Raw genomic sequence first — 23634 nt, forward strand, 5'->3', positions numbered from 1 at the left:
CGGGTTGCATTGCCGCCTTGCTCCCTGCACTCTGCCTATATGTTTTCGATTGAGCATGAATTCGACTCGACAGTCATTACTCTGGTGGACGAAGGCCCCAAACCTTTGCAAGAGGATGTCGTCATCAACAGCTTCGCCGAATGTGTGACGCTTGAGCAGCTGGACCCACGCACAGACAAGATCCAGAAAATAACCTTGTCGCCCGAGCAGGTCCGCGATCTGGCCGCTGCGCTGGATTTGCCGGAAGGGGTGTATCAAATCCACGAAAGACCCAGTCAAGGCGCATAGACAAACAGCTTGTCCCGCGCAGTCTGCCCTTGTTTTAGGGTCAGCGTCGAAGGGGCCACCTGCATGGCCGTGGCCAGTATCCGGCGCACAGCTTCGTTGGCTTTGCCGTTTTCGGGCGGCACAGTGACCGTAATGCGGATTACGCCCTTGTCCATCGTAATGCTGTCCTTTGCGGCTTTCGGCGTGACCCGAACCGGAACCGCCGTGCCAGGGACGGCATGGGCGCTTAGGTCGGGTATGTCGCGCAGTTTCGTCCTGGCCATCTTTTCACCTCTTGCCTGTAAACACCCTTGCATGGGGCACCGGGGAATGAAAATGATCCGGCCTATCCAGCTGATTGCACTTGAAACGCGCCAGATACTCAACCAGATACAGACTGCTCATGTAAAGGAAGTTAACATATGTCCTTGAAAAACCCCGCTGCCCTGGAATTTCTGCAATCGCGCCGGTCTCGCCCTGCCAAAACGCTGATTGCTCCGGCCCCGACGCGGGATGAGCTGTTGCCGCTTTTGACCGCCGCCGCCCGCAGCCCCGATCACGGCAAGCTGGAGCCGTGGCGCTTTATCGTGCTTGAGAAAGGCGCAATGCCGCGCCTGTCCGGGTTGACGCAAGAGCGGGGCGTTGCCCTGGGCAAGACGCCCGAGGACATCACAAAAGCGCAAAGCCAGTTTGACATGGGCCATCTGGCCGTTGCCGTGGTCGAGGTGCAGAAACCATCCAAAAAAATACCGGCGATTGAACAGACCTATTCGGCTGGTGCTGTCTGTCTGGCCTTACTGAACGCGGCGCTTGCAGCGGGTTGGGGGGCGAACTGGTTGTCCGGCTGGCAAACCCATGATCCCGAATTCTGCCGTCAAGCCTTTGGCTTGCAAGACAACGAGCGCATCGTTGGCCTGATCCACATTGCTACTGAAGGAACGGCCCCGCCAGAACGCCCTCGCCCGGATGTGGCAGCGCTGACCGAATGGGTCGAGGAATGATGATCCTCAACGCGTTTTTCGCAGCGCTTGGTCAGATCGGAGACCCCAAGTTCCGCGCAGTCATACTGCGTGGCATAGGTCTGACGGTCGCGCTGTTGATCGCTGCCTGCGCTGGTGCAATCTGGCTGATCAACAGGCTGTCCGGAGATGAGATTTCACTGCCTTGGATTGGCGCCGTGCCGTGGCTGAACGATGTACTGAACTACTCCGGCATTTTTGTGGTGTTGATACTGCCGGTGTTTCTGATGATGCCAGTCGCCTCGGCGATTACGTCTTTGTTTCTGGAAGAGGTCGCGCAGGCAGTCGAGGATAAACACTATCCCACCCTGCCCGCCGTTCCAGGCATCCCGTTCAACGAAGGGTTAAGGGATGCGGTTAGCTTCATGGGCGTGCTGGTTGTGGCCAACCTGCTGGCGCTGATCCTCTATGCGATGTTCCCACCACTGGCGCCGTTTATTTTCTGGGCAATGAACGGGTTTCTGCTGGGTCGGGAGTATTTCACGCTGGCCGCGATGCGAAGGATCGGGCGGGACGGCGCGCGCAAGCTGCGCGCCAAACACTCCGCCACCATTTGGCTGGCCGGCACCTTGATGGCCATTCCCCTCTCGGTGCCGCTAGTGAATCTGGTGATCCCAATCCTCGGGGTTGCCACTTTCACCCATATCTATCACAAGCTGTCAGGTCTCTCGACCTGACGCTCAGTTCCGCGGTTCCAGTTGGTTCAGCCAGTCGAAATCGCGCACCGAGATCACACCAGAGATGATAATCCCGGCAATAACAGCCCAGAGCACCACCGAAATCCCGGTGGTGATCCACATCTTTTTTTTCATGTGATGCACTTCCGGCGCGCCCGCATGGGTGCCCGGAACGATATCACCCAGATCGCCTTGCGTTTTGATACGGATGGGCAACACAACCAACAGCGTCATGAACCAGATGACGGCAAACAATACCAATGCAGCAGTGATCGTCATGACAGCCTCGCTTGATTAAACCTGTTCTAGTTCGACCAGACAGCCGTTAAAGTCCTTGGGGTGCAAGAACAGTACTGGCTTGCCATGCGCGCCGATCTTCGGCTCGCCCGATCCCAGAACGCGGGCACCGGTTTCCTTTAAGTGATCACGGGCAGCGATGATGTCTTCGACCTCATAGCAAACATGGTGGATGCCGCCTGCCGGGTTCTTTTCCAGAAAGCCGTTGATCGGGCTGTTTTCACCCAGCGGGTACAGCAATTCGATCTTGGTGTTGGGCAGTTCGATGAACACAACGGTAACGCCATGATCGGGCTCATCCTGCGGCGCGCCGACCTTGGCGCCCAGTGCATTGCTATATTGCGCGGACGCGGCCTCAAGATCGGGTACGGCAATGGCGACGTGGTTCAGACGACCAATCATTGAACTCTCCTGTGTTCTGCGTTGCCGCGGTTATGGGGGCAGTTTGGCCAAAGAACAAGTGCGCCAAATTGCCGTTAACCCTGTGTTAGCCAGAAGTTCCTAGCTTAGGGCATCTGCTGATTAGGAGTTCTGCCATGGACGATTCGAGCCCCTTCGCCTCACCCGCGCAGCCGACGGCCACGCGGCCTCTGCTGGGTCAAACCATTCTGGTTGTCGAAGACAGCCGCTTTGCCTGTGACGCGATCCGGCTGATGTGCCTGCATAGCGGTGCGCGTATCCGGCGGGCGGATTGCCTGACCTCGGCTCGGCGCCACCTGCAGATCTATCGCCCTTCTGTCATTCTGGTGGATATCGGCTTGCCAGATGGGTCCGGTGCCGACCTGATTGCCGAATTGGCCGAAGCAACCCCACGTATCGGCGCTATTCTGGGCATGTCCGGTGACGATCACGGTCAGGAGGCTGCGTTGCAAGCAGGTGCCGATGGGTTTTTGAACAAACCGCTGAAATCACTTTCTCATTTTCAGCAGTTCATTCTGGAAAATCTGCCCCAGGATCGTCGACCCAACAATCTGCACGCCATTCGGGATGAGGTTATCCACCCGGACCCGATGGCCTATCAAGACGACATGGCCCATATCGCAGATGTACTGGCCGGGCCGAACGATCATCGCACTTTGGATTATGCGGCCCAATTCCTGATCGGCGTTGCCCGGGATGCCGAGGATACGGTTCTGGCGGATGCCGCGCAGAAACTGGCCGAAACGCGCGCAGGCGGAGGACCAGTTACGGCGCTGGCCGCAAAGGTCGCCGGCATCGTTCAGGCGCGACTGGAACAGCGCGAGGCGATCTGAATTGATAACGGCGTATTTTCTGACATCCACGATCCTGACGATCTGGGCCTATTCTCAGACCCGTGCAACAGCCCGGAACATCCGTGTTGCACGCGGATCAAAATCCTGTCCGTTGACCGACACTGAAGCAACACAGCAGTTACCGCAGAATATTAACCACAGGCTTGTGGCACCTGATCCAAAGGAAAAACCCGCCGCAGGGGCTGCGGCGGGTGATTGATCAATCCTGTGGGATGATCCGCAATCCCAATTCCATCAACTGATCCGAGGTCGGATCGGATGGCGCGTCCATCATCAGGTCTTCGGCGCGCTGGTTCATCGGGAACATCATGACTTCGCGGATGTTGGCCTCATCAGCCAATAGCATCACGATCCGGTCGATCCCCGCAGCACAACCACCGTGCGGCGGAGCGCCATAGTGGAAGGCGTTGAACAGCGCACCAAAGCGGCTTTTCACCTCATCCTCGCCATAGCCTGCCAGTTCAAAGGCTTTCAGCATGATCTCAGGCTTGTGGTTCCGGATCGCGCCCGAGACCAGCTCATACCCGTTGCACGCCAGATCGTACTGATATCCACGCACGTCCAGAGGATTACCCTGCAGCGCCGCCATACCACCTTGCGGCATCGAGAATGGGTTGTGTTCAAAGTCGATGGTGCCGGTTTCTTCGTCCTGTTCGTAGATCGGGAAATCTACGATCCAGGCAAAGGCAAAGCGGTCTTTCTCAGTCAGACCCAACTCCTCACCGATCACATCGCGCGCCTTACCCGCCACCTTTTCAAAGGCCTTCGGCTTGCCGCCCAGGAAGAACGCGGCGTCACCAACACCCAGACCCAGCTGTTGACGGATTGCCTCGGTCCGCTCGGGGCCGATGTTCTTGGCCAACGGACCTGCGGCCTCCATGCCTTCGCCCTGATCGCGCCAGAAGATATAGCCCATACCGGGCAGACCCTCTTTCTGGGCAAAAGCGTTCATGCGGTCACAGAACTTGCGGCTGCCACCAGTCGGCGCAGGAATGGCGCGGATTTCGGTGCCTTCCTGCTCCAACAGCTTCGCGAATATCGCGAAGCCAGAATCGCGGAAGTGGTCGGAGACCACTTGCATTTTAATAGGATTGCGCAGGTCCGGCTTGTCGCTGCCATACCAAAGTGCCGCGTCTTTGTAGGAGATTTGCGGCCACTCCTGATCAACCTTGCGACCACCGCCGAATTCCTCGAACACACCGGTCAGAACGGGCTGGATCGTGTCGAACACGTCCTGCTGTTCAACAAACGACATCTCAAGGTCAAGCTGATAGAAATCGGTGGGTGAGCGGTCGGCGCGTGGGTCTTCATCGCGGAAACACGGCGCGATCTGGAAGTATTTGTCAAAGCCCGACACCATGATCAGTTGCTTGAATTGCTGTGGGGCCTGCGGCAACGCATAGAACTTGCCCGGATGCAGACGCGAAGGCACCAAGAAGTCACGCGCGCCTTCCGGCGAGGACGCAGTGATGATCGGCGTCTGATATTCGCGGAAGCCCTGATCCCACATGCGACGGCGCATAGACGCCACAACGTCCGAACGCAGCGTCATGTTTTGCTGCATCGCCTCGCGGCGCAGGTCCAGATAACGATAGCGCAGGCGGGTTTCTTCGGGGTATTCCTGATCGCCGAACACCATCAACGGCAGCTCATCAGCAGCGCCCAGCACTTCCAATTCGCGCACGTAAACTTCGATCTCGCCGGTGGGCAGTTTCGGGTTTACCAGCTCAGCGTCGCGCGCTTTGACAGTGCCGTCGATGCGGATACACCATTCGGATCGAACCTTTTCCAACTCGGCAAAGGCGGCGCTGTCACCGTCACAAAGAACCTGTGTCACTCCGAAATGATCACGCAGGTCGATGAACAGCACGCCACCGTGATCTCGGACACGATGCACCCAACCGGACAGGCGGACGGTTTCACCGACATTGGCGGCGGTCAGAGCGGCGCAGGTGTGGCTGCGGTAGGCGTGCATGAAAATATCCCTTCGGGCGCAGAATTCGTCGCGCCGATACACCCTGTCAGGCATGGAAAGTCAAGGCAGGTCGCGCTGTCAAAACGGCCTTTGTACGTTGCCCGAGTAGAAATAGATACCCAGACCGGCGGCAAAGATGATGTTTCCCGCAATCGCGTGCAATAAGACCGCGTAGAAAAAAGATCCGCGTTTGCGATAGGCCCAGGTGAACAGCAACCCTCCGGCAAAGGTCATGACGGCGACGATCCAGCTCCAATACATCAGATGTGCCAGTGAAAACAACGCAGCGTTCAGCAGATAGGCCGCGCGTCCGTTTGGCAAGACTTCGTGATAGCGGCGGAAGAACAGGGACCGGAACAAAAGCTCTTGCGGCAGGGCCGACAGCAATGGGTAACCAATCCAAATCACCAGAAGGAATTCGGGTCGATTTCGCAGTAGGAAAAACGCCGCCTCGGGTCGCATTGCCATCACAACCACGGCGCAAATGATCGTCATGGCTAAGGTAAACAAAGCAACCTCGCGCCAGGACCAGTTGCGCCAGTTGTACCGCAGTTCAGCCCAGGCAAAGCCGGGAGTAATGTGCAGCAACACAATCCCGATGGCCGTGAAGGTGAATAATGACGGGAACATCCAGTCGGGTGGAAAGAACACCGCGATCAGCACCGGCGCAGCGATAAAAAACAATCCAAATTCCAGCCGCAATCGCAGATACGGCACCCCGCTGTCCGCCCAATCGGTTTGTTTGCTCACTGTATTGCCAACTCCGCCCGGATCAGGCCACGCAACGAATTTCCCATATAGAGTTTTTCTGCGTTTTTCAGGTCGGTCAAGGTCAGCGTGGCTTCGGTAACCTCTTTATTACTCAGTAATTCTTCGCGCAGAATGCCGGGTAGAACGCCGCTGGACAACGCAGGCGTTAGGCGACGGCCATCCGGCATATGCAGAAACAGATTGGTGATGGTGCCTTCGCACAACTCGTCGCGTTCGTTCAGAAACAGGACCTCGTCTATGCCATGAGGCAAAGTCGCCCGAGTGGTGTCGTATATGGCACGCTGTGTTGTTTTGTGCTGCAACCAGATGTCAGACGCGGTCAGGCGCGGTTCGGCAATGGCGATCCGCCAGATCGTCGGATTATCGGCCAATGCTCCGGTCGTTATATCCAGCTGACCACCTGTGGCCAGAGTCAGTCGACACCTAAGCGGTGATGAGCCACCCACGCCGTTCAACAGATCAATGGCGCGGTCCGCGTTAAAGGAAATCCCAAAGGCTTGGGCTGATCGGGCCATCCGGGCCAAGTGTCGATCTCGCCGTACAAACCCTTGCTCAGGCCGAATGACCAGCGTTTCGATTATGCGGAAGTCAGGATCAGCTGGTGGGCAAAGCGGGCTTTCCATAACGCTTCCTCATATTCCGACGGGGCTGTGCTGTCCCAGACCAAGCCGCCGCCCACGTTCAGAGTGGCTCTGCCATCCTCAACCATTAGCGTGCGGATCGCCACGTTGAATTCAGACCGACCGTCCGGGGCCGCCCAGCCGATGGCGCCGCAATAAATGTCGCGGGCCCAAGGTTCCAAATCGGCCAAAATCTCCATCGCACGGATCTTGGGCGCACCGGTGATTGAACCACAGGGGAACAGCGCCATCAGGATATCGGACAGCTCGGCCCCCAAATGCAGATGCGCCTGCACCAACGAGACCATCTGATGCACAGTCGCATAGGTTTCGACTTTGAACAGCTCGGGCACTTTGACCGATCCGGGCAGCGCAACACGGCTAAGGTCATTTCGCAGAAGATCGACAATCATCAGGTTTTCGGCCCGATTCTTTTCGTCAATCGACAGAAAGGCCCGGCGTCGCGCGTCCTCGGCCATATCATCGCTGCGAGGTTGCGTGCCTTTCATCGGGCGGGTTTCAATCCCTCGATCCGCATCGGTACGAAAGAACAACTCGGGCGAGCGGCTCAGCAGATCAGGCAAGCCGTCCTGCTGTACCAGCGCGCCGTGACCCACCGCTTGCCCAGAAGCCAGTGCGGCATATAGCGCGGTGCTGTCGCCCTGGATGGTCAGGTCGATAGGAAAGGTCAGGTTGGCCTGGTAGATATCCCCGGCCCCGATGGCGTCATGAACCTGTTGAAAGGCGCGCGTATACCGTGCCTCATCCCAGCGGGGCTCAAATCCGGTGACGCCACCAGCTGCCGAGGGAAGATCGCGTTGCACTGGGGCCTCATAAACGCCAAAGCACAACAAAGGCAGACGGCGATCCGCGGGCAGTCGGTCAGCCAAGCGCGGCTCAAGCACATAGCCCAGCTCATAACTGGCATAACCGGCAAGCCACGCACCGTCGGCGCGCGCCTCATCCAGCGCCACCAGAGCCTGGGGCACGTCGTCCGGCTTGTCTGCACGGATCACACTGGCTAGCCGGTCGAAACTGGTTCCGGGTCCGGCTGGCCCCTGATCGAAACGAATACGCAATTGCATCCTCATTTGTCGTGCTGCGCGGTATAGAGAATACGACGGCAAGGGAAAGAGGGGAAAGCGGCAATTTCGTCACCGTTTCCGATACCCCTTGAACCTTTTCGCGCGGTCCCTATAACGCAGGACAATTTGGGCGCATGGGGGCGCCCTGACTCGCAGTTAACCGAAGGAACCAGGCCATGCCCAGAAGAACCGACATCCAGTCGATCATGATCATCGGAGCGGGGCCCATCGTCATCGGTCAGGCCTGCGAATTTGACTATTCCGGCGCACAGGCCTGCAAGGCGCTGCGCGAAGAAGGATACCGGGTCATCCTGGTGAACTCAAACCCGGCCACCATCATGACCGACCCCGGTCTGGCTGACGCCACTTATATCGAACCGATCACCCCCGAGGTTGTCGCCAAGATCATCGAAAAAGAACGCCCCGATGCCTTGCTGCCCACTATGGGCGGGCAGACCGGCCTGAACACCTCGCTGGCGCTGGAAGAGATGGGTGTGCTTGAAAAGTTCGGGGTCGAGATGATCGGCGCCAAACGCGACGCCATCGAAATGGCCGAAGACCGCGCCCTGTTCCGCGAGGCGATGGACCGGCTGGGGCTGGAAAACCCCAAGGCAACCATCGTGACCGCTCCCAAGCGCGAAGACGGTTCCACCGATCTGGATGCCGGTGTGCAGATGGCGCTGGATGAGCTGGAAGAAATCGGCCTGCCCGCCATTATCCGCCCTGCCTTTACCCTGGGCGGCACCGGTGGCGGCGTGGCCTATAACCGTGAGGATTATATCCATTTTTGCCGCTCGGGCATGGATGCCTCGCCCGTCAACCAGATCCTCGTCGATGAAAGCCTGCTGGGTTGGAAAGAGTATGAGATGGAGGTGGTGCGCGACACCGCCGACAACGCCATCATCGTCTGCTCCATCGAAAACGTCGATCCGATGGGCGTGCATACCGGCGACTCGATCACCGTGGCCCCTGCCCTGACGCTGACCGACAAGGAATACCAGATCATGCGCAATGGTTCGATCGCCGTTCTGCGCGAGATCGGCGTTGAAACCGGCGGTTCGAACGTACAATGGGCGATCAACCCCGATGATGGCCGCATGGTTGTGATCGAGATGAACCCACGTGTATCGCGCTCCTCGGCGCTGGCGTCCAAGGCGACCGGTTTCCCGATTGCGAAGATCGCCGCAAAACTTGCCGTGGGTTACACGCTGGACGAGTTGGATAACGACATCACCAAGGTCACCCCGGCCTCGTTCGAGCCTACGATCGACTATGTAGTCACCAAGATCCCGAAATTTGCCTTCGAAAAATTCCCGGGGTCCGAACCCTACCTGACCACTGCGATGAAATCGGTGGGAGAGGCCATGTCCATCGGCCGCACGATCCACGAATCGATGCAAAAGGCGCTGGCCTCGATGGAATCGGGCCTGACCGGGTTTGATGAGATCGAAATCCCCGGGCTTAACGTCGGTGTCTGGGAAGAAGCCAGCGACAAAGCTGCCGTCATCAAGGCGATCAGCAAACAGACCCCCGACCGTCTGCGCACCATCGCGCAGGCCATGCGTCACGGTCTGACCGATGACGAAATCTTTGGCGTCACCAAATTTGACCCATGGTTCCTGGCCCGTATCCGCGAGATCATCGAGGCTGAGCGCGTTGTCCGCAAAGATGGCCTGCCGGTGACCGAAGACGGCATCCGCAAGCTGAAAATGCTGGGCTTCACCGATGCTCGTCTGGGCAATCTGACCGGCCGGGATGAGGACAACGTCCGCCGCGCCCGCCGCAATCTGGGCGTCAACGCCGTGTTCAAGCGTATCGACACCTGCGCCGCCGAGTTCGAAGCACAGACGCCTTATATGTATTCAACCTACGAAGCGCCCATGATGGGCGAGGTCGAATGCGAAGCGCGCCCGTCTGACCGCAAAAAAGTTGTCATCCTTGGCGGTGGCCCGAACCGGATCGGTCAGGGCATCGAGTTCGATTATTGCTGCTGCCACGCCTGTTTCGCACTAACCGAAGCGGGATATGAAACCATCATGGTCAACTGCAACCCCGAGACGGTCTCGACCGACTATGACACCTCGGACCGGCTGTATTTTGAACCGCTGACCTTTGAACACGTCATGGAAATCCTGACGAAAGAGCAGGAGAACGGCACGCTGCACGGTGTGATCGTTCAGTTCGGCGGCCAAACCCCGCTGAAACTGGCCAACGCGCTTGAGGCTGAAGGTATCCCGATCCTCGGCACCACGCCGGATGCGATTGACCTTGCCGAAGACCGTGAACGCTTTCAGGCGCTGGTCAATGATCTGGGCCTGAAACAGCCCAAAAACGGCATCGCCTCGACCGATGAACAGGCGCTGGAGATTGCCGACGAGATTGGCTTCCCACTGGTCATCCGCCCCTCTTACGTTCTAGGTGGCCGCGCGATGGAAATCGTGCGCGATATGGAGCAGCTGAAACGCTATATCAACGAGGCAGTGGTGGTCTCGGGCGACAGCCCGGTTCTGCTGGACAGTTATTTGGCCGGTGCGGTTGAGCTGGACGTGGATGCCATTTGCGACGGTGAGGCCGTACATGTCGCTGGCATCATGCAGCATATCGAAGAGGCTGGCGTTCACTCGGGTGACTCGGCTTGTTCGCTGCCGCCCTATTCGCTGTCGAAAGAAATCCTGGATCAGATCAAGGATCAGGCGTTCAAGCTAGCCAAAGCTCTGAATGTCGTCGGCCTGATGAATGTGCAGTTCGCGATCAAGGATGGCGAGATTTATCTGATCGAGGTCAACCCGCGCGCCTCACGGACCGTACCGTTTGTCGCAAAGGCGACCGACAGTGCCATCGCATCGATTGCCGCGCGTGTCATGGCTGGTGAGAAGCTGGCGAACTTCCCGCAGCGCCCGCCTTATCAGGACGGTCAGGACACCAAGATCGCAGACCAGATGACACTGGCTGATCCGGACATGCCTTGGTTTTCGGTGAAAGAGGCGGTGCTGCCCTTTGCCCGTTTCCCCGGCGTTGACACCATTCTGGGCCCGGAGATGCGTTCGACCGGTGAGGTCATGGGCTGGGACCGCGACTTCCACCGCGCTTTCCTCAAGGCACAGATGGGGGCTGGTATGGTGCTGCCGTCCTCGGGCCGTGCGTTTATCTCGATCAAGGATGCCGACAAGACCCCCGCGATGCTTGAGGCCGCGCAAGTTCTGACCGGGCAAGGTTTTTCTCTGGTGGCCACACGCGGCACCCAGTCCTGGTTGGCCGAACAGGGTGTAGCCTGTGATGTGGTCAACAAGGTCTATGAAGGCCGCCCTGACGTGGCTGACATGCTGAAAGACGGTCAGGTGCAATTGTTGATGAACACCACCGAAGGCGCACAGGCGGTCGAGGACAGCAAGTCCATCCGTTCAATCGCGCTCTATGACAAGATCCCCTATTTCACCACCGCGGCCGCCAGCCATGCTGCCGCGCTGGCGATCAAGGCACAGGCCGAAGGCGATGTTGAGGTGAAGTCGCTGCAGGGCTAACTCGCCTGGGGTGAAACCCGCGCATTTTGAACCAAACACACCGCGCCCGTTGACCCCGTGTCTTCGGGCGCGCATCTTTTTTGCAAACGAGCAGAAGGAAAACAAAATGCGCAGGTTTATGGTTCTCGCCGCTTTGATGACGCTTGCCGCGTGTGATGTGCCGCTGATCCCACTGATCTGACGCGAACGTCAGCGCCGTTTTCGCTTTCCCTAGGTTGTCGCGGGCAGCATGATGCTGTTCTGACAACCGGTGAAACCATGCGCCTTTACACCACATACGGAACCAATGACTTGTCCCGGGCCATCCGGTTCTATGACGCGATCTTTTCTGTACTGGATCAGCCGCGCCTTCCGGGGTGTTCAAAGGATCGCGCGGGCTGGGGAAACCATCCCGATGCCGGGACAGGGTTTTGGGTCTGTACGCCATTTGATGGTGGGGCGGCCTGCGTGGGCAATGGAACGATGATTGCTTTTCCGGCCAGCAGCGCAGCGCAAGTTCGGCGTTTTCACGCGGCAGGTCTGGAAAATGGGGGCACAGACGCAGGTCCTCCGGGCATTCGGGACTATTACGCGCCTGATTTCTATGTCGCCTATCTGCGCGACCCGGACGGAAACAAGCTATCCTGTTTTTACTATCATTATGATCCGGAAAAGGACCCGGGCGACTGAAACGCCGCCCGGTACCAGTCAGGCCTGTGCAAACTCGCGTTTTTCATCGCGTGCAAAGAACACCATGTAAAAGACCGGAGCCGCGACCATGGTCAGGATCGTGGCAAAGGCCAAACCGCCCATAATCGTCACGGCCATCGAGCGGAAGAACGCGTCCGTCAGCAACGGTGCCATCCCCAGAATGGTGGTGATCGCCGCCAGCATCACAGGGCGCAAACGCGAGACCGAAGCTTCGACAATCGACTCGCGCAGGGGCTTGCCGGTGGCACGGACCAGATCAATCTCTTCGACCAGAACGATCCCGTTCTTGATCAGCATCCCCGACAAGCTCAGCAGCCCCAGCAGCGCTGTGAAGGTGAACGGCAGACCCGTCCCCAACAGCCCGATCACGACGCCGTTCACCGACATCGGCACCAACAGCCAGATGATGATCGGCTGGCGGATCGCGTTAAAGATCAACACTGAGATCAGCACCATGATCAGCAGGCTCAGGGGCAACTGACGTCCTAGGCTTTCGTTGGCCTCGCCAGCGTTTTCGAACTCGCCCCCCCATTCCATGCGATAACCGGGTGGCAGGTCCATGTCTTCGATGGCCGCGCGTACCTCAGAATGGACCTGTGCCGCCGTCATGCCGGGCGGGATATCAGCCCCGACGGTGATCGTCAGCACGCGGTCACGACGATGCACCAGCGTGTTGAGCGGCTTGTATTCGAAACCATCGACCATTTGCTCGATTGGAACGAACTTTTGCGATTCTTCTGAAAACACCACCTGATCGACGATCGAATAATCCCCGTCCGCGGGACGGCGTATGATGATGGGGATCAGACGGTCCCGCTCACGGAATTCTCCGGCGGTGATCCCGTCCGTGGAAAACTGCAAAGTCGCGGCAATATCTTCTCGGGACACACCTGCGGTCTGCGCTCGCTCGGTCGCATAGATCGGCTGCACTGCCAGCTCCTGCTCGCGCCAATCATGATAGACGTTCAGCGCATTAGGGGAAGCCTCGCGCATTTTCCACACCGCCTCATCGGCCAGCTGGCGCAATACCTTCGGATCACTGCCCGAGAACCGGGCTTGGATTGGGTCTCCGCCGCCCGGGCCGAAGATCAGGCGTTTGGTGCGGAATTTGCCCTCGGGGAATTGTGCCTGCCCAAACGCTTCCAAATCCGCCTGCAAAACCGGAATGTCATCCAGCGTTTCAGTGCGAATGATCATGTGCCCATAGCTGGGGTTTGGTTTTTCGGCCGAATAGGTCAGCAGGAACCGAGTTGCGCCCTGCCCGACAAAGGTGGTGACAGATACGACATCGTCGCGCTCGGCCAGCCAGTCTTCGAAGACCGCCATATCCTCAGCCGTGCGTGCGATGGGCGTGCCTTGCGGCAGGTTGTAATGCACGAAGAACAGCGGTGTGTTCGAGTCAGGGAAAAACTGCTGTTTCACCAAACCAAAGCCCGCGAAACAGGCCACCGTCACCCCGACCAGCGCGGCAATCACCAGCCAGCGCATCCGCAAGGACCACCGCAGGATCGCACCGTAGACACGGAACATGATGCCGCCATAAGCGTCCACCGCGCCCTCTTTTCCCTGCTTGAAAAAGTAATGCCCCAGCATCGGCGTCACCGTCAGCGCCAGAACCCAACTAAGCAGCAACGAGATACCGATTACCGCAAACAATGAGAATAGGAACTCACCCGTCGCATCCGGGCTGAGGCCAATACCGGCAAAAGCCATGATGCCGATGACTGTCGCCCCCAACAGCGGGATTTGCGTTTTCGATGCCGCCTCATCAGCCGCATCGCGGGAATTTTTACCTCGCAACATGGCGATCTGCATTCCCTCGGCCACCACGATGGCGTTGTCCACCAGCATCCCCATCGCAATGATCAGGGCGCCCAGCGATATTCGCTCCATCTCGATCGAGAAGATCGACATGAACAACAGTGTCCCAACTACGGTCAGCAGAAGGGTCGAGCCCACGACCACCGCCGCGCGCCAGCCCATGAAGATAGCCAAAACCGCTACAACGATGCTGACTGACATGGCCAGGTTCACCAGAAAGTCGTTCGAGGCCTGTTCGACCACCACATGCTGCTGATAGATCGGCAGGATTTCGACCCCAAAGGGAATCTGAGGGTCCAACTCGGCGAATTTGGCATCGGCACGCTGGCCGACTTCGACGATATTCTCGGTCGACAGGCCCGCGATTCCCAGCGTAAACGCCTCGGTCCCGTTGAACCGGATCATGACCTCGGGGTCGGTCTGACGGCCACGAAAGACGTGCGCCATGTCGAATAGGTTGATCACCTGCCCCTGCGACCCCAACGACAAACCGGCAATGGCAGAAACTGTATCTGACCCTTCGGCCGTCAGGATCGTGGTGCGGTCATTCTCAGTTCGGACCGATCCAGACGCATTAACCGAGTCCGCGTTGGCAATGGCCTCGTTGATGGACGGGATAGGCACGTTCTGGTTGACGGAAATGGCCAGATCGGGTTCGACAAAGATCGCCTCGTCCGGCAGGCCCATCACCTCAACATCCGCGACACCGGGAACGGTCAGCAATTCGCGCCGCAAAAAAGTGGATAACTCATGCTTTTCAGCGTCCGAAAACCCTTCGGCCGTGACAGCGTAAAACAGGCCGAACACATCACCGAACCCGTCATTCACCATTGGTTGGCTTACGCCCGATGGCAATGCACGCGATGCGTCGCGCACCTTGGCGCGCAGCTTGGTCCAAATTTCAGGCAGTTCTGTACCGTCATAAGTCGATTTGATCTCGACCTCGATCAGCGAAAATCCCGGTTGGTTGACCGAGGTGATCGTATCAACCTCGCCCATCTGCTGGATGGCAGATTCCAATGGTTCCGAGACCTCGAGCGCCACTTCTTCGGCTGTGGCGCCTGGGTATTGCGTTGCTATGACGGCATTCTTGATGGTGAAGGCCGGGTCTTCCAGACGACCCAGCGACAGGAAGCCCCAAATTCCCCCAAACAGGGCAATCAGGATGATCAGCCACGTATAAATCGGCCGGTCGATCGAGGCGCGCGCGATGTTCATCTGTTTGCCCTCAGTTCGCAAAGCCAGCAAAGCGGCGTACGGCCTGACCGTCGGTCAGCGCACTGCCGCCAGCGACAACGATTTCGTCACCGTCCGACAGACCGGTCAGCACTCGGACCTCGCCGGTCTGGGTGGGCTCGATGGTGACAGGAACGTATTGAACGGCGCCTTCGTCGGCGCCAACTGGCGAAAACACCATGACGCCCAAAGCTCCATCAGCGCCTGCAACGATGGCCGCGGCCGGAATGACGATACCGGTTCGGCCATCCTCTACCTGAACAGTCACAGTCACGGACGAGCCCGGCAGGATTTGCAAACCCTCCGGCGGGGTTAGGCCGAACTGAATGCGGAATGTCTGCCCCACGGTTGAGCTTTCGGCATCAAACTCACGAATCTGAAGGGGGAATACCTCGTCACTGGTCGGGAATTTCGCGGTGATCGTATAGCTTTCTTCCTGACCCGAACGCTGAAACAGAATCTCGGGCACATCGACCTCGATCCGCAATTCCGACATGTCGTGAATGCGCACGATGGGGGCGCCAGCTGACACGGTGGTAAAGGCTTCGACCGCCCGGCTGGACACTAGCGCGTCGAATGGCGCGGTCAGAGTCGCATGTTCAAGATCGTATTCCGCATCCCGCACGGCGATATCAGCCAGTTGCGCCTCTGTCTCCGCATCGTCCACGGCCACTTGGCTGGCGGTGGTACCCCGCAATCGAGACAAGCGAGCCACGGTTCGGTCCGCCTGATCCTTTTGCAGGACCGCGCGGTCGTACCGGCGCTGGAAAGGTGCTTGATCCAGCTGCGCGATCAACTCACCCTTGGGGATCACAAAACCTTCGGTCACCGGCATCTCAACAATCTGACCCGAGACCTGAAAGGCCAGATCAACGGTTTGTCGGGCGGCCACGCGCCCAAAGAACTGGCGTGAAAAGCCCGGTGCGGTTTCGCGCACCTGCATCAGCTTGACCGGCTTGGCGGTTTCTTGAGCCAGAACCGGTGTCGTCAGCGCGATCAGGGTCGCACTCAGAACAGAGAGGAGTTTCATTTCGTCAATCCCTCGGGAATTCCTGTTTTCAGGATGTTGTCTCGGATTTTGCGCGCCAATCGCGCGAATTCGGCAGTTTCCTTTGCATCCAATCCGGATGCGCGGTGAAAAAGGTCACCGGCTTCGGACACCAGCATATTCCGGGCCTCTTCGCCCTGCTCAGTCAGAACCAGCAACCAGGCACGGCGGTCTTCGGGGTCACGTTCACGCGTCAGATAGCCAGCTTTTTCCAAACCGTCCGCCGTGGCGGTTATGGTCGAAGGGACACTCAGCATGTCGGCCGCCAGAACGCCCATACGCTTGGGTTGATCCAGTTTGATCAACATGTGGCATTCCGGATGGCTAAGTTCCGTTTCAATGCAATCGAACGCCTCTTCCAGCTTCCAGTACAGGGCATACACACCCATGATTGACTGGATTTCAGGGCTTAGGCGGCCAAGCCTGTCGCTTATGTTGTCTGGCATTGGGAGCTCCGTGTGTCCGTGGCGTCATATACTTCAGATTATGAACCATTCAAGTTGTGAAGCAGTAATTTGACTGGTTTCGCTGCATTCCCTTGGGTCACCTTCTCTTGATCAAAACCCGCAGCGACTGCATTTTAAGCGGATTCGAAACATTCAGGACCCGCCATGTATACGCCCGCAATCACCGGCACCGGTGTTTTCACGCCCGAGAACGTCATCACCAACGCCGAGCTTGTCGCCGCCTTCAACGCCTATGCCGACACGCAAAACGCCAAAAATGCCGACGCGATTGCAGCGGGTGAGATTGAACCGATACAGCATTCGTCCGTAGAATTCATCCTCAAGGCATCGGGTATCGAGAACCGATATGTGATGGATAAATCCGGTGTGCTGGACCCAGACGTGATGCATCCCCTGCTTCGCCAACGCGGCGATGACGAACCCGGCATCATGACCGAGATGGCCGTGGATGCCTGCAAAAAAGCGCTGGCTCAGGCGGGTCGCAGTGCCGAAGATGTCGATCTGGTGATCTGCGCCGCGTCAAACCATGAACGCGCCTATCCTGCGATCGCGATCGAGATTCAGCAGGCGTTGGGCACCAACGGCTTTGGCTTCGACATGAATGTCGCCTGCTCCTCGGCTACGTTCGGTATTCAGGCAGCGGCGGACATGGTGCGCTCGGGCTCGGTCCGGTCAGCGCTGGTGGTCAACCCCGAAATCTGTTCGGGTCACCTGGAATGGCGTGATCGCGATTGCCACTTTATCTTCGGCGATGTGGCCACGGCCACCTTGGTCGAGCGGATCGAAGACGCGACGGGCCCGCATTTCGAAATCCTCTCGACCCGCTGCGCCACATCCTTCTCGAACAACATCCGCAATAATAATGGCTTCCTGCGCCGCTCGCGCCCTGATGGGGTGATCGACCGGCGAGACATGCAATTCATGCAAAACGGCCGGAAAGTGTTCAAGGAAGTGCTGCCGATGGTCAGCAAACACATCTCGGATCACATGGAATCCGAAGGGGTTGGCAGCAGCGACCTGAAACGCCTGTGGCTGCATCAAGCAAACAAGACGATGAATGATTTCATTGGCAAAAAGGTACTGCGACGCGAACCCGAAGCGGGTGAACAGCCCAATATTCTGCAGGACTATGCCAACACATCCTCAGCCGGGTCGATCATCGCGTTTTCCAAGTATTCCGATGATCTGTCGGATGGAGATGTTGGTCTTATTTGTTCGTTCGGCGCTGGGTATTCGGTGGGATCGGTGATCGTGAAGCGGCACGGGTAACGGCCTGTATACAGAAGCCGCGTAAAAGAGTTCGCCTGTCCGCTTTGAGCCCAATTTGACCAATGCCGCAGGTTGCGTAAATGTCAGCTTTTAGGATTTTTGATATTGGGACAGTACGTCTCTAATTCGATCCAGAACTGTGTCGATTTCTTCTTGCGTAAGTTGGACTAGCTCCAACACTATCTCCGACTGGTGGGTTAAATGGTCCATGATCCAGATCGAAGGTTCACCGGCTTTCAAAGCTGCTGCCATTTGTGCCGCATCAGGAAATTCTGACGACTTGGCAATGCAGAGATGCGCTCGATCAAATGGCAGATTTGTAGGATCAGGATTTGCATTGGCCGTGATACCTTCAATCGTGTTCGCTACTGAGACAAATCGGGCAACCTTTTCCTTTTGTTGTGACGACCAAGCCTCTTTGTTAAGCTGTTGGCGAAGCTTCAAAGCAGTAAGGACACCGAGGAGAGCTTCCTTTGATGCCTTCATGCCGCGCCCTATTCCTTTTTCCTGTGCTCTGACTGCTGAAACCAGATCGGGCTTTCCAAGAACCAAACCTGATGTTGGGCCAGCTAAGTATTTTTGGCCGCTAATGAGAACCACGTCAGCTCCGGTATCCAGCAAGTCTTCAATTCGAAAATCCTGGGCCGCGCCATCAATCACCACTGGCAGATCATGTTCATGGGCGGCAGAGACTGCTTTTCGAAAATCCAGCATTTCGCCTCCAGTAAGTCTGGAGGAAACAAGCACTAAACAACACGCATCCAGTTTTGAACAAGCGTGAGCAAGGTCCTCAATGCCGCAAGCCGAATTGTCGCCCACAAGCTCCGGTTTCGCACCTGCAAGTCGGATAGCTTGCTCAATGGGATGACCGTAATTTACTGCGTGTTTTGCAGGCAAAATGACTCGGCTCTTGAGACCGCTTGCATCGGGAAGCTGTTTAATCGCGCCTGGGGAACAACCGGTCATAGAGGCCGCTACAGCCAATGTAATCGCAGCCGCACTGCAATTTACGACAGTGGCCGCGCTCGCATTGGTCATTTCGGCAATTTCTCGACACACTGCATCATGGAGATCATCCATAATGAAGTGACGCCCTAAAGCATCGGAAACAGCTTCACAGACTTCTTTTGAGGATCGAGAAACACCAAGAGGTGTAAAAACACCTCTAGCATTGATCACTTCTGAGAGCGTGTTTTGCGTTCCAATCAGCATATGGCAATTCTAGACTAAGTATTTGCCAATGCATAGGAAGCTGACCTTCAAATCGCCGGCAGTAAAGTCCGGATTGTCCGCAAAGCAGACCTTTGAAGCCCGACTCTGCAGGTATTATTCGCGGGAAGGTTAACGATTAGACTTAGCTCACGCTTTCCTCTTCCAGATGCAGCTTCATCTCGATCAGCACCTGTTGCAGCAGGCTTGTTTCCTTCAGCAGGCGTTTGGCCTCGTTCACGGTGATGATGCCGTCTTCGATGGCGGCCTGATATTCGGTCATCAGCATGGCGAACCGCTGGCTCAAAGCGATGACGTCGGAATTCACCCCGCCAGTGCGCGGGCTATCGGTGTTGCGACCGTCATACGAAAGCGTGATGTTTTTCAGATCGGCCAGCGCCGAGGTCACATGCGGGTAGTTTGACACAGCCTCAAGCCGGGCCACGGCGTCCACGGGCATGAACCGGTCGGCGTGTTCGGCATTGTCTGAATAATACCGCCCCAGAGTCGCCTTGGATTTCCCGGTGATCTCACACGCGGATTCAATGCCGACGTCTTTGACCAACGCCTCTGTGTGCTTTTTCAGGTAGGCCCCGATATCTGCCATGTTTGTACCTTTGCTGCCTGTGCCCTCCACAACATCTGCCACTGTGGGGGAAAGGGACAGGAAATTTCCCATATTCGATTCATAGTTGAAATGTCATAAATTGGCTATCCCTCAGATATGCAGGGGTTTTGTGAGTGAGTGGCGGCCGTTCCGGCCGGTAAAGAGTGATTGCGGGGCGCAATTTAAGCCTCGTTTGGTATAGGCCGCATGTTGGCCGACGGCGTCGCTGTTGTAGGCGCGGGGGATCCATCCCCTTTGAGCGTACGCTCTGTCCCTGCAATGACAACGGCGACGTCGCTTCCTTAACGGGTTTTGATGCCTTGCCCAGGCAGGTCTTGCCAATTAGACCCGGGTGCATGGCAAAGCTCTACTTCAATTATTCCACCATGAACGCGGGTAAATCGACCGTGTTGCTGCAAGCCTCGCATAACTATCGTGAGCGGGGCATGGACACCTATTTGATGACCGCTGCCCTGGATGGGCGCGCTGGTGTCGGGAGAATTGCGTCGCGGATCGGGATTTCCGCAGACGCCGATACGTTCACAACCGAAGATGACGTCTTTGCCATGATCCGAGCTCGGCTGGATCAGGGTAATATCGCCTGCGTTTTTATAGATGAGGCGCAATTCCTGACGGAAGATCAGGTCTGGCAACTGGCCCGTGCGGTAGATGACCTAAACGTGCCGGTATTGGCTTATGGGTTGCGAGTGGACTTTCAGGGGCGTCTATTTCCGGGCTCAGCAGCGCTGTTAGCTCTGGCTGATGAAATGCGTGAGGTGCGCACCATCTGCAAATGCGGGCGCAAGGCGACGATGGTGATTCGTCAGGATGAGAACGGCAACACCATCACCGAAGGTGCACAGGTGCAGATCGGCGGGAACGAGACCTATGTCTCGCTCTGCCGCAAACACTGGCGCGAGGCGGTCGGATCTTAGACCGGATTTGGCAACGGCCGTCCCTCGACAAAGGCCGCCACGTTGTCCAGTGCCATATGCCCCATGTCGCTGCGCACTTCCTCGGTGGCTGTGCCAAGATGTGGTAACAGGGTCACGTTATCCATATCACGCAGCGCCTGCGGAACGGCGGGTTCGAATTCATACACGTCCAGCCCGGCGCCCGCGATCTGGCCGGACTGTAGGGCGGCGATCAGGGCGGTCTCGTCAATGACCTCACCGCGGGCGATGTTTATCAGAATGGCTGATGGATTCATCGCATCTAGCACCTGCGCGTTGATCAGGTGACGGGTTTCAGCCCCGCCAGGCACGGCAATCACGAGGAAATCGACCGACGCCGCCAAAGACGAAAGGTCGGGGATATATTCAGCAGGAAACTCTACCTCCTTCGGGCTGCGTGACTGATACGCCACCTGCATCGCGAACCCGAAATGACAGCGCCGGGCAATGGCCTGACCGATCCGGCCCATACCAACGATTCCGACTCGCTTGCCGGTAACGTGGTGGCCCAGCATCTGCGTTGGATGCCATCCTTGCCAGTTGCCCGCGCGGACCAGCCGTTCGCCCTCGCCCGCGCGACGGGCCGTGGATAACAACAGGGTCATGGCGATATCGGCCGTCGCATCGGTGACTGCACCGGGCGTGTTGGTGACCGCGACACCAACGGTACGCGCGGCGTCGACGTCGATATGGTTGTAACCGACACCAAAATTGGCCAGGAGTTTGCACCGAGGGTTGGGGGCATCCGAGAAAATCTGGGCCGAAAACTGGTCACCCAATGTGGGCACGACCACATCGAAATCCCTTAGTGCGCGTAGCATTTCCTCGGACGTCATGGGCAAGGTGTTGCTACGAATTTCCACATCGAACGCGCGGCGAGCGCGGGCCTCGACGGCGGCGGTCATTGGGCGGGTGATCAGCAATTTCATCAGTGCATCCGCCCGCCGATAGGAACTTCGCCATCCGGGCCGATCAAGACCACTTCACCGTTTTCATCGGGCAAGCCTAGTACCAGAACTTCAGACATGAACCGACCGATCTGGCGCGGGGGGAAGTTCACTACGGCCATCACCTGCTTGCCCACCAGCGTCGAAGGATCGTAATGCGCGGTGACCTGGGCCGAGGTTTTCCGCTCACCAATCTCATCCCCAAAATCGATCCACATCTTGATCGCAGGTTTACGGGCCTCTGTGTAAGGTTCGGCCCGGATCACCTCGCCCACGCGGATGTCGACCTTGAGAAAATCGTCGAATGTAATCTCACTCACGGGACAGCTCCTTGGATCGATCTGTCGCAGCTTTGACTGCACGGTGCAGCAGGTTGGGGAAACCTTCTTCCTCGTGCATCAGCACCTCAAGCGCGGCTTGGGTTGTGCCGTTAGGCGATGTGACATTGACGCGCAGTTGCGAGGGGTCTTCCTCTGCCGCCATGGCCAATGCCCCTGCCCCGGCTACAGTGGATTTAGCCAGCTTCATCGCCAGCTCATGTGGCAAGCCCTGTGCCTGACCAGCGGCGGCGAGCGTTTCAATCAGGTGAAAGACATAGGCCGGGCCTGACCCGCTGAGCCCGGTGACGGCGTCCATCTGCGCCTCATCTTCCAGCCGAACGGTCTCGCCGATGGCAGACAGCAGGTTTTCAGCCAATGCCACATCCGCGTCCGAAGCCTTCGCATTGCCGATAAGCGCCGTGATTCCCTGCCGGATTGCGGCTGGCGTGTTTGGCATGGCGCGCACGATCGGGGTGTCTTTGCCCAGAACGGCCTCGAACGTGGCAATCGATGTCCCCGCTGCGATCGAGACAAACAGGCTGTTACCTCCGCCCAACGTTTTGATCGCAGGCAGCGCCTCGCCCATCATCTGCGGCTTGACGGCCACTAGTACCACGGCGGGGGCCTCGGGCAGCGGGGTGTTGATGTTGACGCCCTGCGCCTTAAGCCAGTCCGAGGGGTTAGGATCAATTACCCAGACCGCTGACGCAGGAAGGCCATGCTCTAACCATCCGGCGAGCATGGCCGATCCCATCTTGCCGCACCCCAGAAGAACCAGCCCCTGTTCGGCAACGCGTGACATGTCCATGATTGCCCCTCTCCTCATTCGGTTCGGGGCAAAGCTTTACGCGCGGCCGTAGGCCTCTGCAATGGCGACTTGTATCGCTTCTTCGGGGGTCCGATTGCCCCATGTGACCAACTGGATCGCCGGATAGTAGCGCTCGGCGCTCAGCACCGCGGCGCTGATCATCGTGTCGATCTGATCCGGGCTGGCCATCTGACCACCGGCCAGAACCAGACCATAGCGATAAACCATCAGCTTTTGATTGGCCCAGTACGTAAACGCCCCGGCCCAGCACTGATCATTCATCTTGTTCAGCAGTTCATACAGCTTGGCTTCGCGATCCGTTGGTGGCTCCATCTCGAACGAGCACACCATGCGCAGGGTTTCGTCATAGTTCGACCAGGCCAACGTGATCGAGTATGTGCGCCACTGCCCTTCGACGGCCATGGCAATCTGATCATCCCCGATCCGGTCAAAGTCCCAGTCGTGATGTTCAGCAATATGTTCAACAATATCGATCGGATGAAGGTCTTCTTCGAGAAACTGCTCGGAAAGGGCCATAATGCCACCTCACTAATCTCTAGCCTTTTAGGGGCTGGCAGCGCCCCAATGCTAGTTGCTTACTCTACAAGCCGGGGCCAACCCCGTCTGCCTGTACTAAATATGGTGCGATGCGAGATGGGTTCTGGCAACCCTATTTATTGGGGATAACAGCAATAAGTTGTGGACAGTCGGCAACGGCGATCAAAATATTGGCACGAATTGTAGCTTTGTCTT

Annotated in this window: 24 protein-coding genes; 8 read left to right on the forward strand and 16 right to left on the reverse strand. The window is 57.6% G+C overall.

Going from position 1 to position 23634, the window contains the following annotated elements:
• Positions 1-39: 39 nt before the first annotated feature.
• Positions 40-288 (forward strand): hypothetical protein, encoded by a 249-nt coding sequence (locus tag ACR0AL_RS07235; protein WP_170347880.1) that lies wholly within the window; start codon positions 40-42, stop codon positions 286-288.
• Here ACR0AL_RS07235 and ACR0AL_RS07240 read toward each other — a convergent pair.
• The gene (locus ACR0AL_RS07240) at positions 276-551 is read right to left on the reverse strand and encodes a DUF167 domain-containing protein (RefSeq protein ID WP_480662456.1); all 276 of its coding nucleotides are present in this window, start codon (positions 549-551) and stop codon (positions 276-278) included. The genes ACR0AL_RS07235 and ACR0AL_RS07240 overlap by 13 nt on opposite strands.
• 138 nt (positions 552-689) lie before the next feature.
• On the opposite strand from ACR0AL_RS07240, the gene ACR0AL_RS07245 reads away from it, so the two are divergent.
• Both ACR0AL_RS07245 and ACR0AL_RS07250 read left to right on the forward strand, forming a co-directional pair.
• The gene (locus tag ACR0AL_RS07245) at positions 690-1268 is read left to right on the forward strand and encodes a nitroreductase family protein (protein ID WP_480646030.1); all 579 of its coding nucleotides are present in this window, start codon (positions 690-692) and stop codon (positions 1266-1268) included.
• Complete coding sequence (locus ACR0AL_RS07250; protein WP_170532977.1) at positions 1268-1963, forward strand: EI24 domain-containing protein; 696 nt, start codon at positions 1268-1270, stop codon at positions 1961-1963. Before ACR0AL_RS07245 ends, ACR0AL_RS07250 begins: the two co-directional genes overlap by 1 nt.
• A gap of 3 nt (positions 1964-1966) precedes the next feature.
• On the opposite strand, the gene ACR0AL_RS07255 is transcribed toward ACR0AL_RS07250, so the two are convergent.
• Both ACR0AL_RS07255 and mce read right to left on the reverse strand, forming a co-directional pair.
• Positions 1967-2242, reverse strand: a complete 276-nt coding sequence (locus tag ACR0AL_RS07255; protein ID WP_170347877.1) for a DUF1467 family protein — start codon at positions 2240-2242, stop codon at positions 1967-1969.
• 15 nt (positions 2243-2257) lie between these two features.
• Entirely contained in the window at positions 2258-2662 is a 405-nt protein-coding gene (gene mce / locus ACR0AL_RS07260) for a methylmalonyl-CoA epimerase (RefSeq protein WP_170347876.1), read from the reverse strand.
• A 134-nt stretch (positions 2663-2796) separates the two neighbouring features.
• Between mce and ACR0AL_RS07265 the strand changes: the two genes are divergently transcribed.
• A complete protein-coding gene (locus ACR0AL_RS07265; protein ID WP_480662458.1) occupies positions 2797-3513 on the forward strand; it encodes a response regulator in 717 nt (238 codons plus the stop codon).
• Positions 3514-3733: 220 nt separating this feature from the next.
• Here the strand turns inward: ACR0AL_RS07265 and aspS are convergent, their stop codons facing one another.
• The 4 genes from aspS to ACR0AL_RS07285 all read right to left on the reverse strand — a co-directional run bounded on the left by aspS (position 3734) and on the right by ACR0AL_RS07285 (position 7985).
• Complete coding sequence (aspS, locus tag ACR0AL_RS07270; protein WP_170347874.1) at positions 3734-5509, reverse strand: aspartate--tRNA ligase; 1776 nt, start codon at positions 5507-5509, stop codon at positions 3734-3736.
• Positions 5510-5587: 78 nt separating this feature from the next.
• Complete coding sequence (locus ACR0AL_RS07275; RefSeq protein ID WP_480662460.1) at positions 5588-6259, reverse strand: CPBP family intramembrane glutamic endopeptidase; 672 nt, start codon at positions 6257-6259, stop codon at positions 5588-5590.
• Positions 6256-6903, reverse strand: coding sequence for an aminotransferase class IV family protein (locus ACR0AL_RS07280; protein ID WP_480662462.1), 648 nt, complete (start codon positions 6901-6903; stop codon positions 6256-6258). Before ACR0AL_RS07280 ends, ACR0AL_RS07275 begins: the two co-directional genes overlap by 4 nt.
• A complete protein-coding gene (locus tag ACR0AL_RS07285) occupies positions 6858-7985 on the reverse strand; it encodes an aminodeoxychorismate synthase component I (protein WP_480662464.1) in 1128 nt (375 codons plus the stop codon). Before ACR0AL_RS07285 ends, ACR0AL_RS07280 begins: the two co-directional genes overlap by 46 nt.
• A gap of 176 nt (positions 7986-8161) precedes the next feature.
• Between ACR0AL_RS07285 and carB the strand changes: the two genes are divergently transcribed.
• Positions 8162-11506, forward strand: a complete 3345-nt coding sequence (carB, locus tag ACR0AL_RS07290) for a carbamoyl-phosphate synthase large subunit (RefSeq protein WP_480662466.1) — start codon at positions 8162-8164, stop codon at positions 11504-11506.
• Positions 11507-11764: 258 nt separating this feature from the next.
• Positions 11765-12175 (forward strand): VOC family protein, encoded by a 411-nt coding sequence (locus tag ACR0AL_RS07295; protein ID WP_480662468.1) that lies wholly within the window; start codon positions 11765-11767, stop codon positions 12173-12175.
• A gap of 18 nt (positions 12176-12193) precedes the next feature.
• On the opposite strand, the gene ACR0AL_RS07300 is transcribed toward ACR0AL_RS07295, so the two are convergent.
• From ACR0AL_RS07300 to ACR0AL_RS07310, 3 genes are read right to left on the reverse strand one after another with little or no spacing between them, the layout of a single operon-like run.
• A complete protein-coding gene (locus ACR0AL_RS07300) occupies positions 12194-15235 on the reverse strand; it encodes an efflux RND transporter permease subunit (protein ID WP_480662470.1) in 3042 nt (1013 codons plus the stop codon).
• A 10-nt stretch (positions 15236-15245) separates the two neighbouring features.
• The gene (locus ACR0AL_RS07305) at positions 15246-16283 is read right to left on the reverse strand and encodes an efflux RND transporter periplasmic adaptor subunit (protein ID WP_170347867.1); all 1038 of its coding nucleotides are present in this window, start codon (positions 16281-16283) and stop codon (positions 15246-15248) included.
• Entirely contained in the window at positions 16280-16747 is a 468-nt protein-coding gene (locus ACR0AL_RS07310; protein WP_170347866.1) for a MarR family winged helix-turn-helix transcriptional regulator, read from the reverse strand. The genes ACR0AL_RS07305 and ACR0AL_RS07310 overlap by 4 nt, the downstream gene beginning before the upstream one ends.
• 165 nt (positions 16748-16912) lie before the next feature.
• On the opposite strand from ACR0AL_RS07310, the gene ACR0AL_RS07315 reads away from it, so the two are divergent.
• Positions 16913-18037: a beta-ketoacyl-ACP synthase III gene (locus ACR0AL_RS07315; RefSeq protein ID WP_170347865.1), complete on the forward strand. Its 1125-nt coding sequence runs from the start codon at positions 16913-16915 to the stop codon at positions 18035-18037.
• Positions 18038-18127: 90 nt separating this feature from the next.
• Here the strand turns inward: ACR0AL_RS07315 and ACR0AL_RS07320 are convergent, their stop codons facing one another.
• Both ACR0AL_RS07320 and ACR0AL_RS07325 read right to left on the reverse strand, forming a co-directional pair.
• Complete coding sequence (locus ACR0AL_RS07320) at positions 18128-19249, reverse strand: PLP-dependent transferase (protein WP_480662472.1); 1122 nt, start codon at positions 19247-19249, stop codon at positions 18128-18130.
• Positions 19250-19391: 142 nt separating this feature from the next.
• A complete protein-coding gene (locus ACR0AL_RS07325; RefSeq protein WP_170360505.1) occupies positions 19392-19853 on the reverse strand; it encodes a hypothetical protein in 462 nt (153 codons plus the stop codon).
• Between the two features lie 356 nt (positions 19854-20209).
• On the opposite strand from ACR0AL_RS07325, the gene ACR0AL_RS07330 reads away from it, so the two are divergent.
• Positions 20210-20788, forward strand: coding sequence for a thymidine kinase (locus tag ACR0AL_RS07330; protein WP_170347862.1), 579 nt, complete (start codon positions 20210-20212; stop codon positions 20786-20788).
• Here ACR0AL_RS07330 and ACR0AL_RS07335 read toward each other — a convergent pair.
• The 4 genes from ACR0AL_RS07335 to ACR0AL_RS07350 are packed head-to-tail and all read right to left on the reverse strand — an operon-like array spanning position 20785 to position 23418.
• The gene (locus ACR0AL_RS07335) at positions 20785-21735 is read right to left on the reverse strand and encodes a 2-hydroxyacid dehydrogenase (RefSeq protein ID WP_170408993.1); all 951 of its coding nucleotides are present in this window, start codon (positions 21733-21735) and stop codon (positions 20785-20787) included. The two genes, ACR0AL_RS07330 and ACR0AL_RS07335, sit on opposite strands and share 4 nt — an antisense overlap.
• Complete coding sequence (locus ACR0AL_RS07340; protein WP_480662474.1) at positions 21735-22073, reverse strand: tRNA-binding protein; 339 nt, start codon at positions 22071-22073, stop codon at positions 21735-21737. The genes ACR0AL_RS07335 and ACR0AL_RS07340 overlap by 1 nt, the downstream gene beginning before the upstream one ends.
• Positions 22066-22881 carry a pyrroline-5-carboxylate reductase gene (gene proC, locus ACR0AL_RS07345; protein ID WP_170408991.1) on the reverse strand — a complete coding sequence of 272 codons (816 nt, stop codon included), beginning with the start codon at positions 22879-22881 and terminating at the stop codon, positions 22066-22068. The genes ACR0AL_RS07340 and proC overlap by 8 nt, the downstream gene beginning before the upstream one ends.
• A gap of 36 nt (positions 22882-22917) precedes the next feature.
• Complete coding sequence (locus ACR0AL_RS07350) at positions 22918-23418, reverse strand: type III secretion system chaperone family protein (RefSeq protein WP_170347858.1); 501 nt, start codon at positions 23416-23418, stop codon at positions 22918-22920.
• Between the last annotated feature and the right edge of the window lie 216 nt (positions 23419-23634).

The organism is Ruegeria sp. BB1 (genome assembly GCF_056539465.1).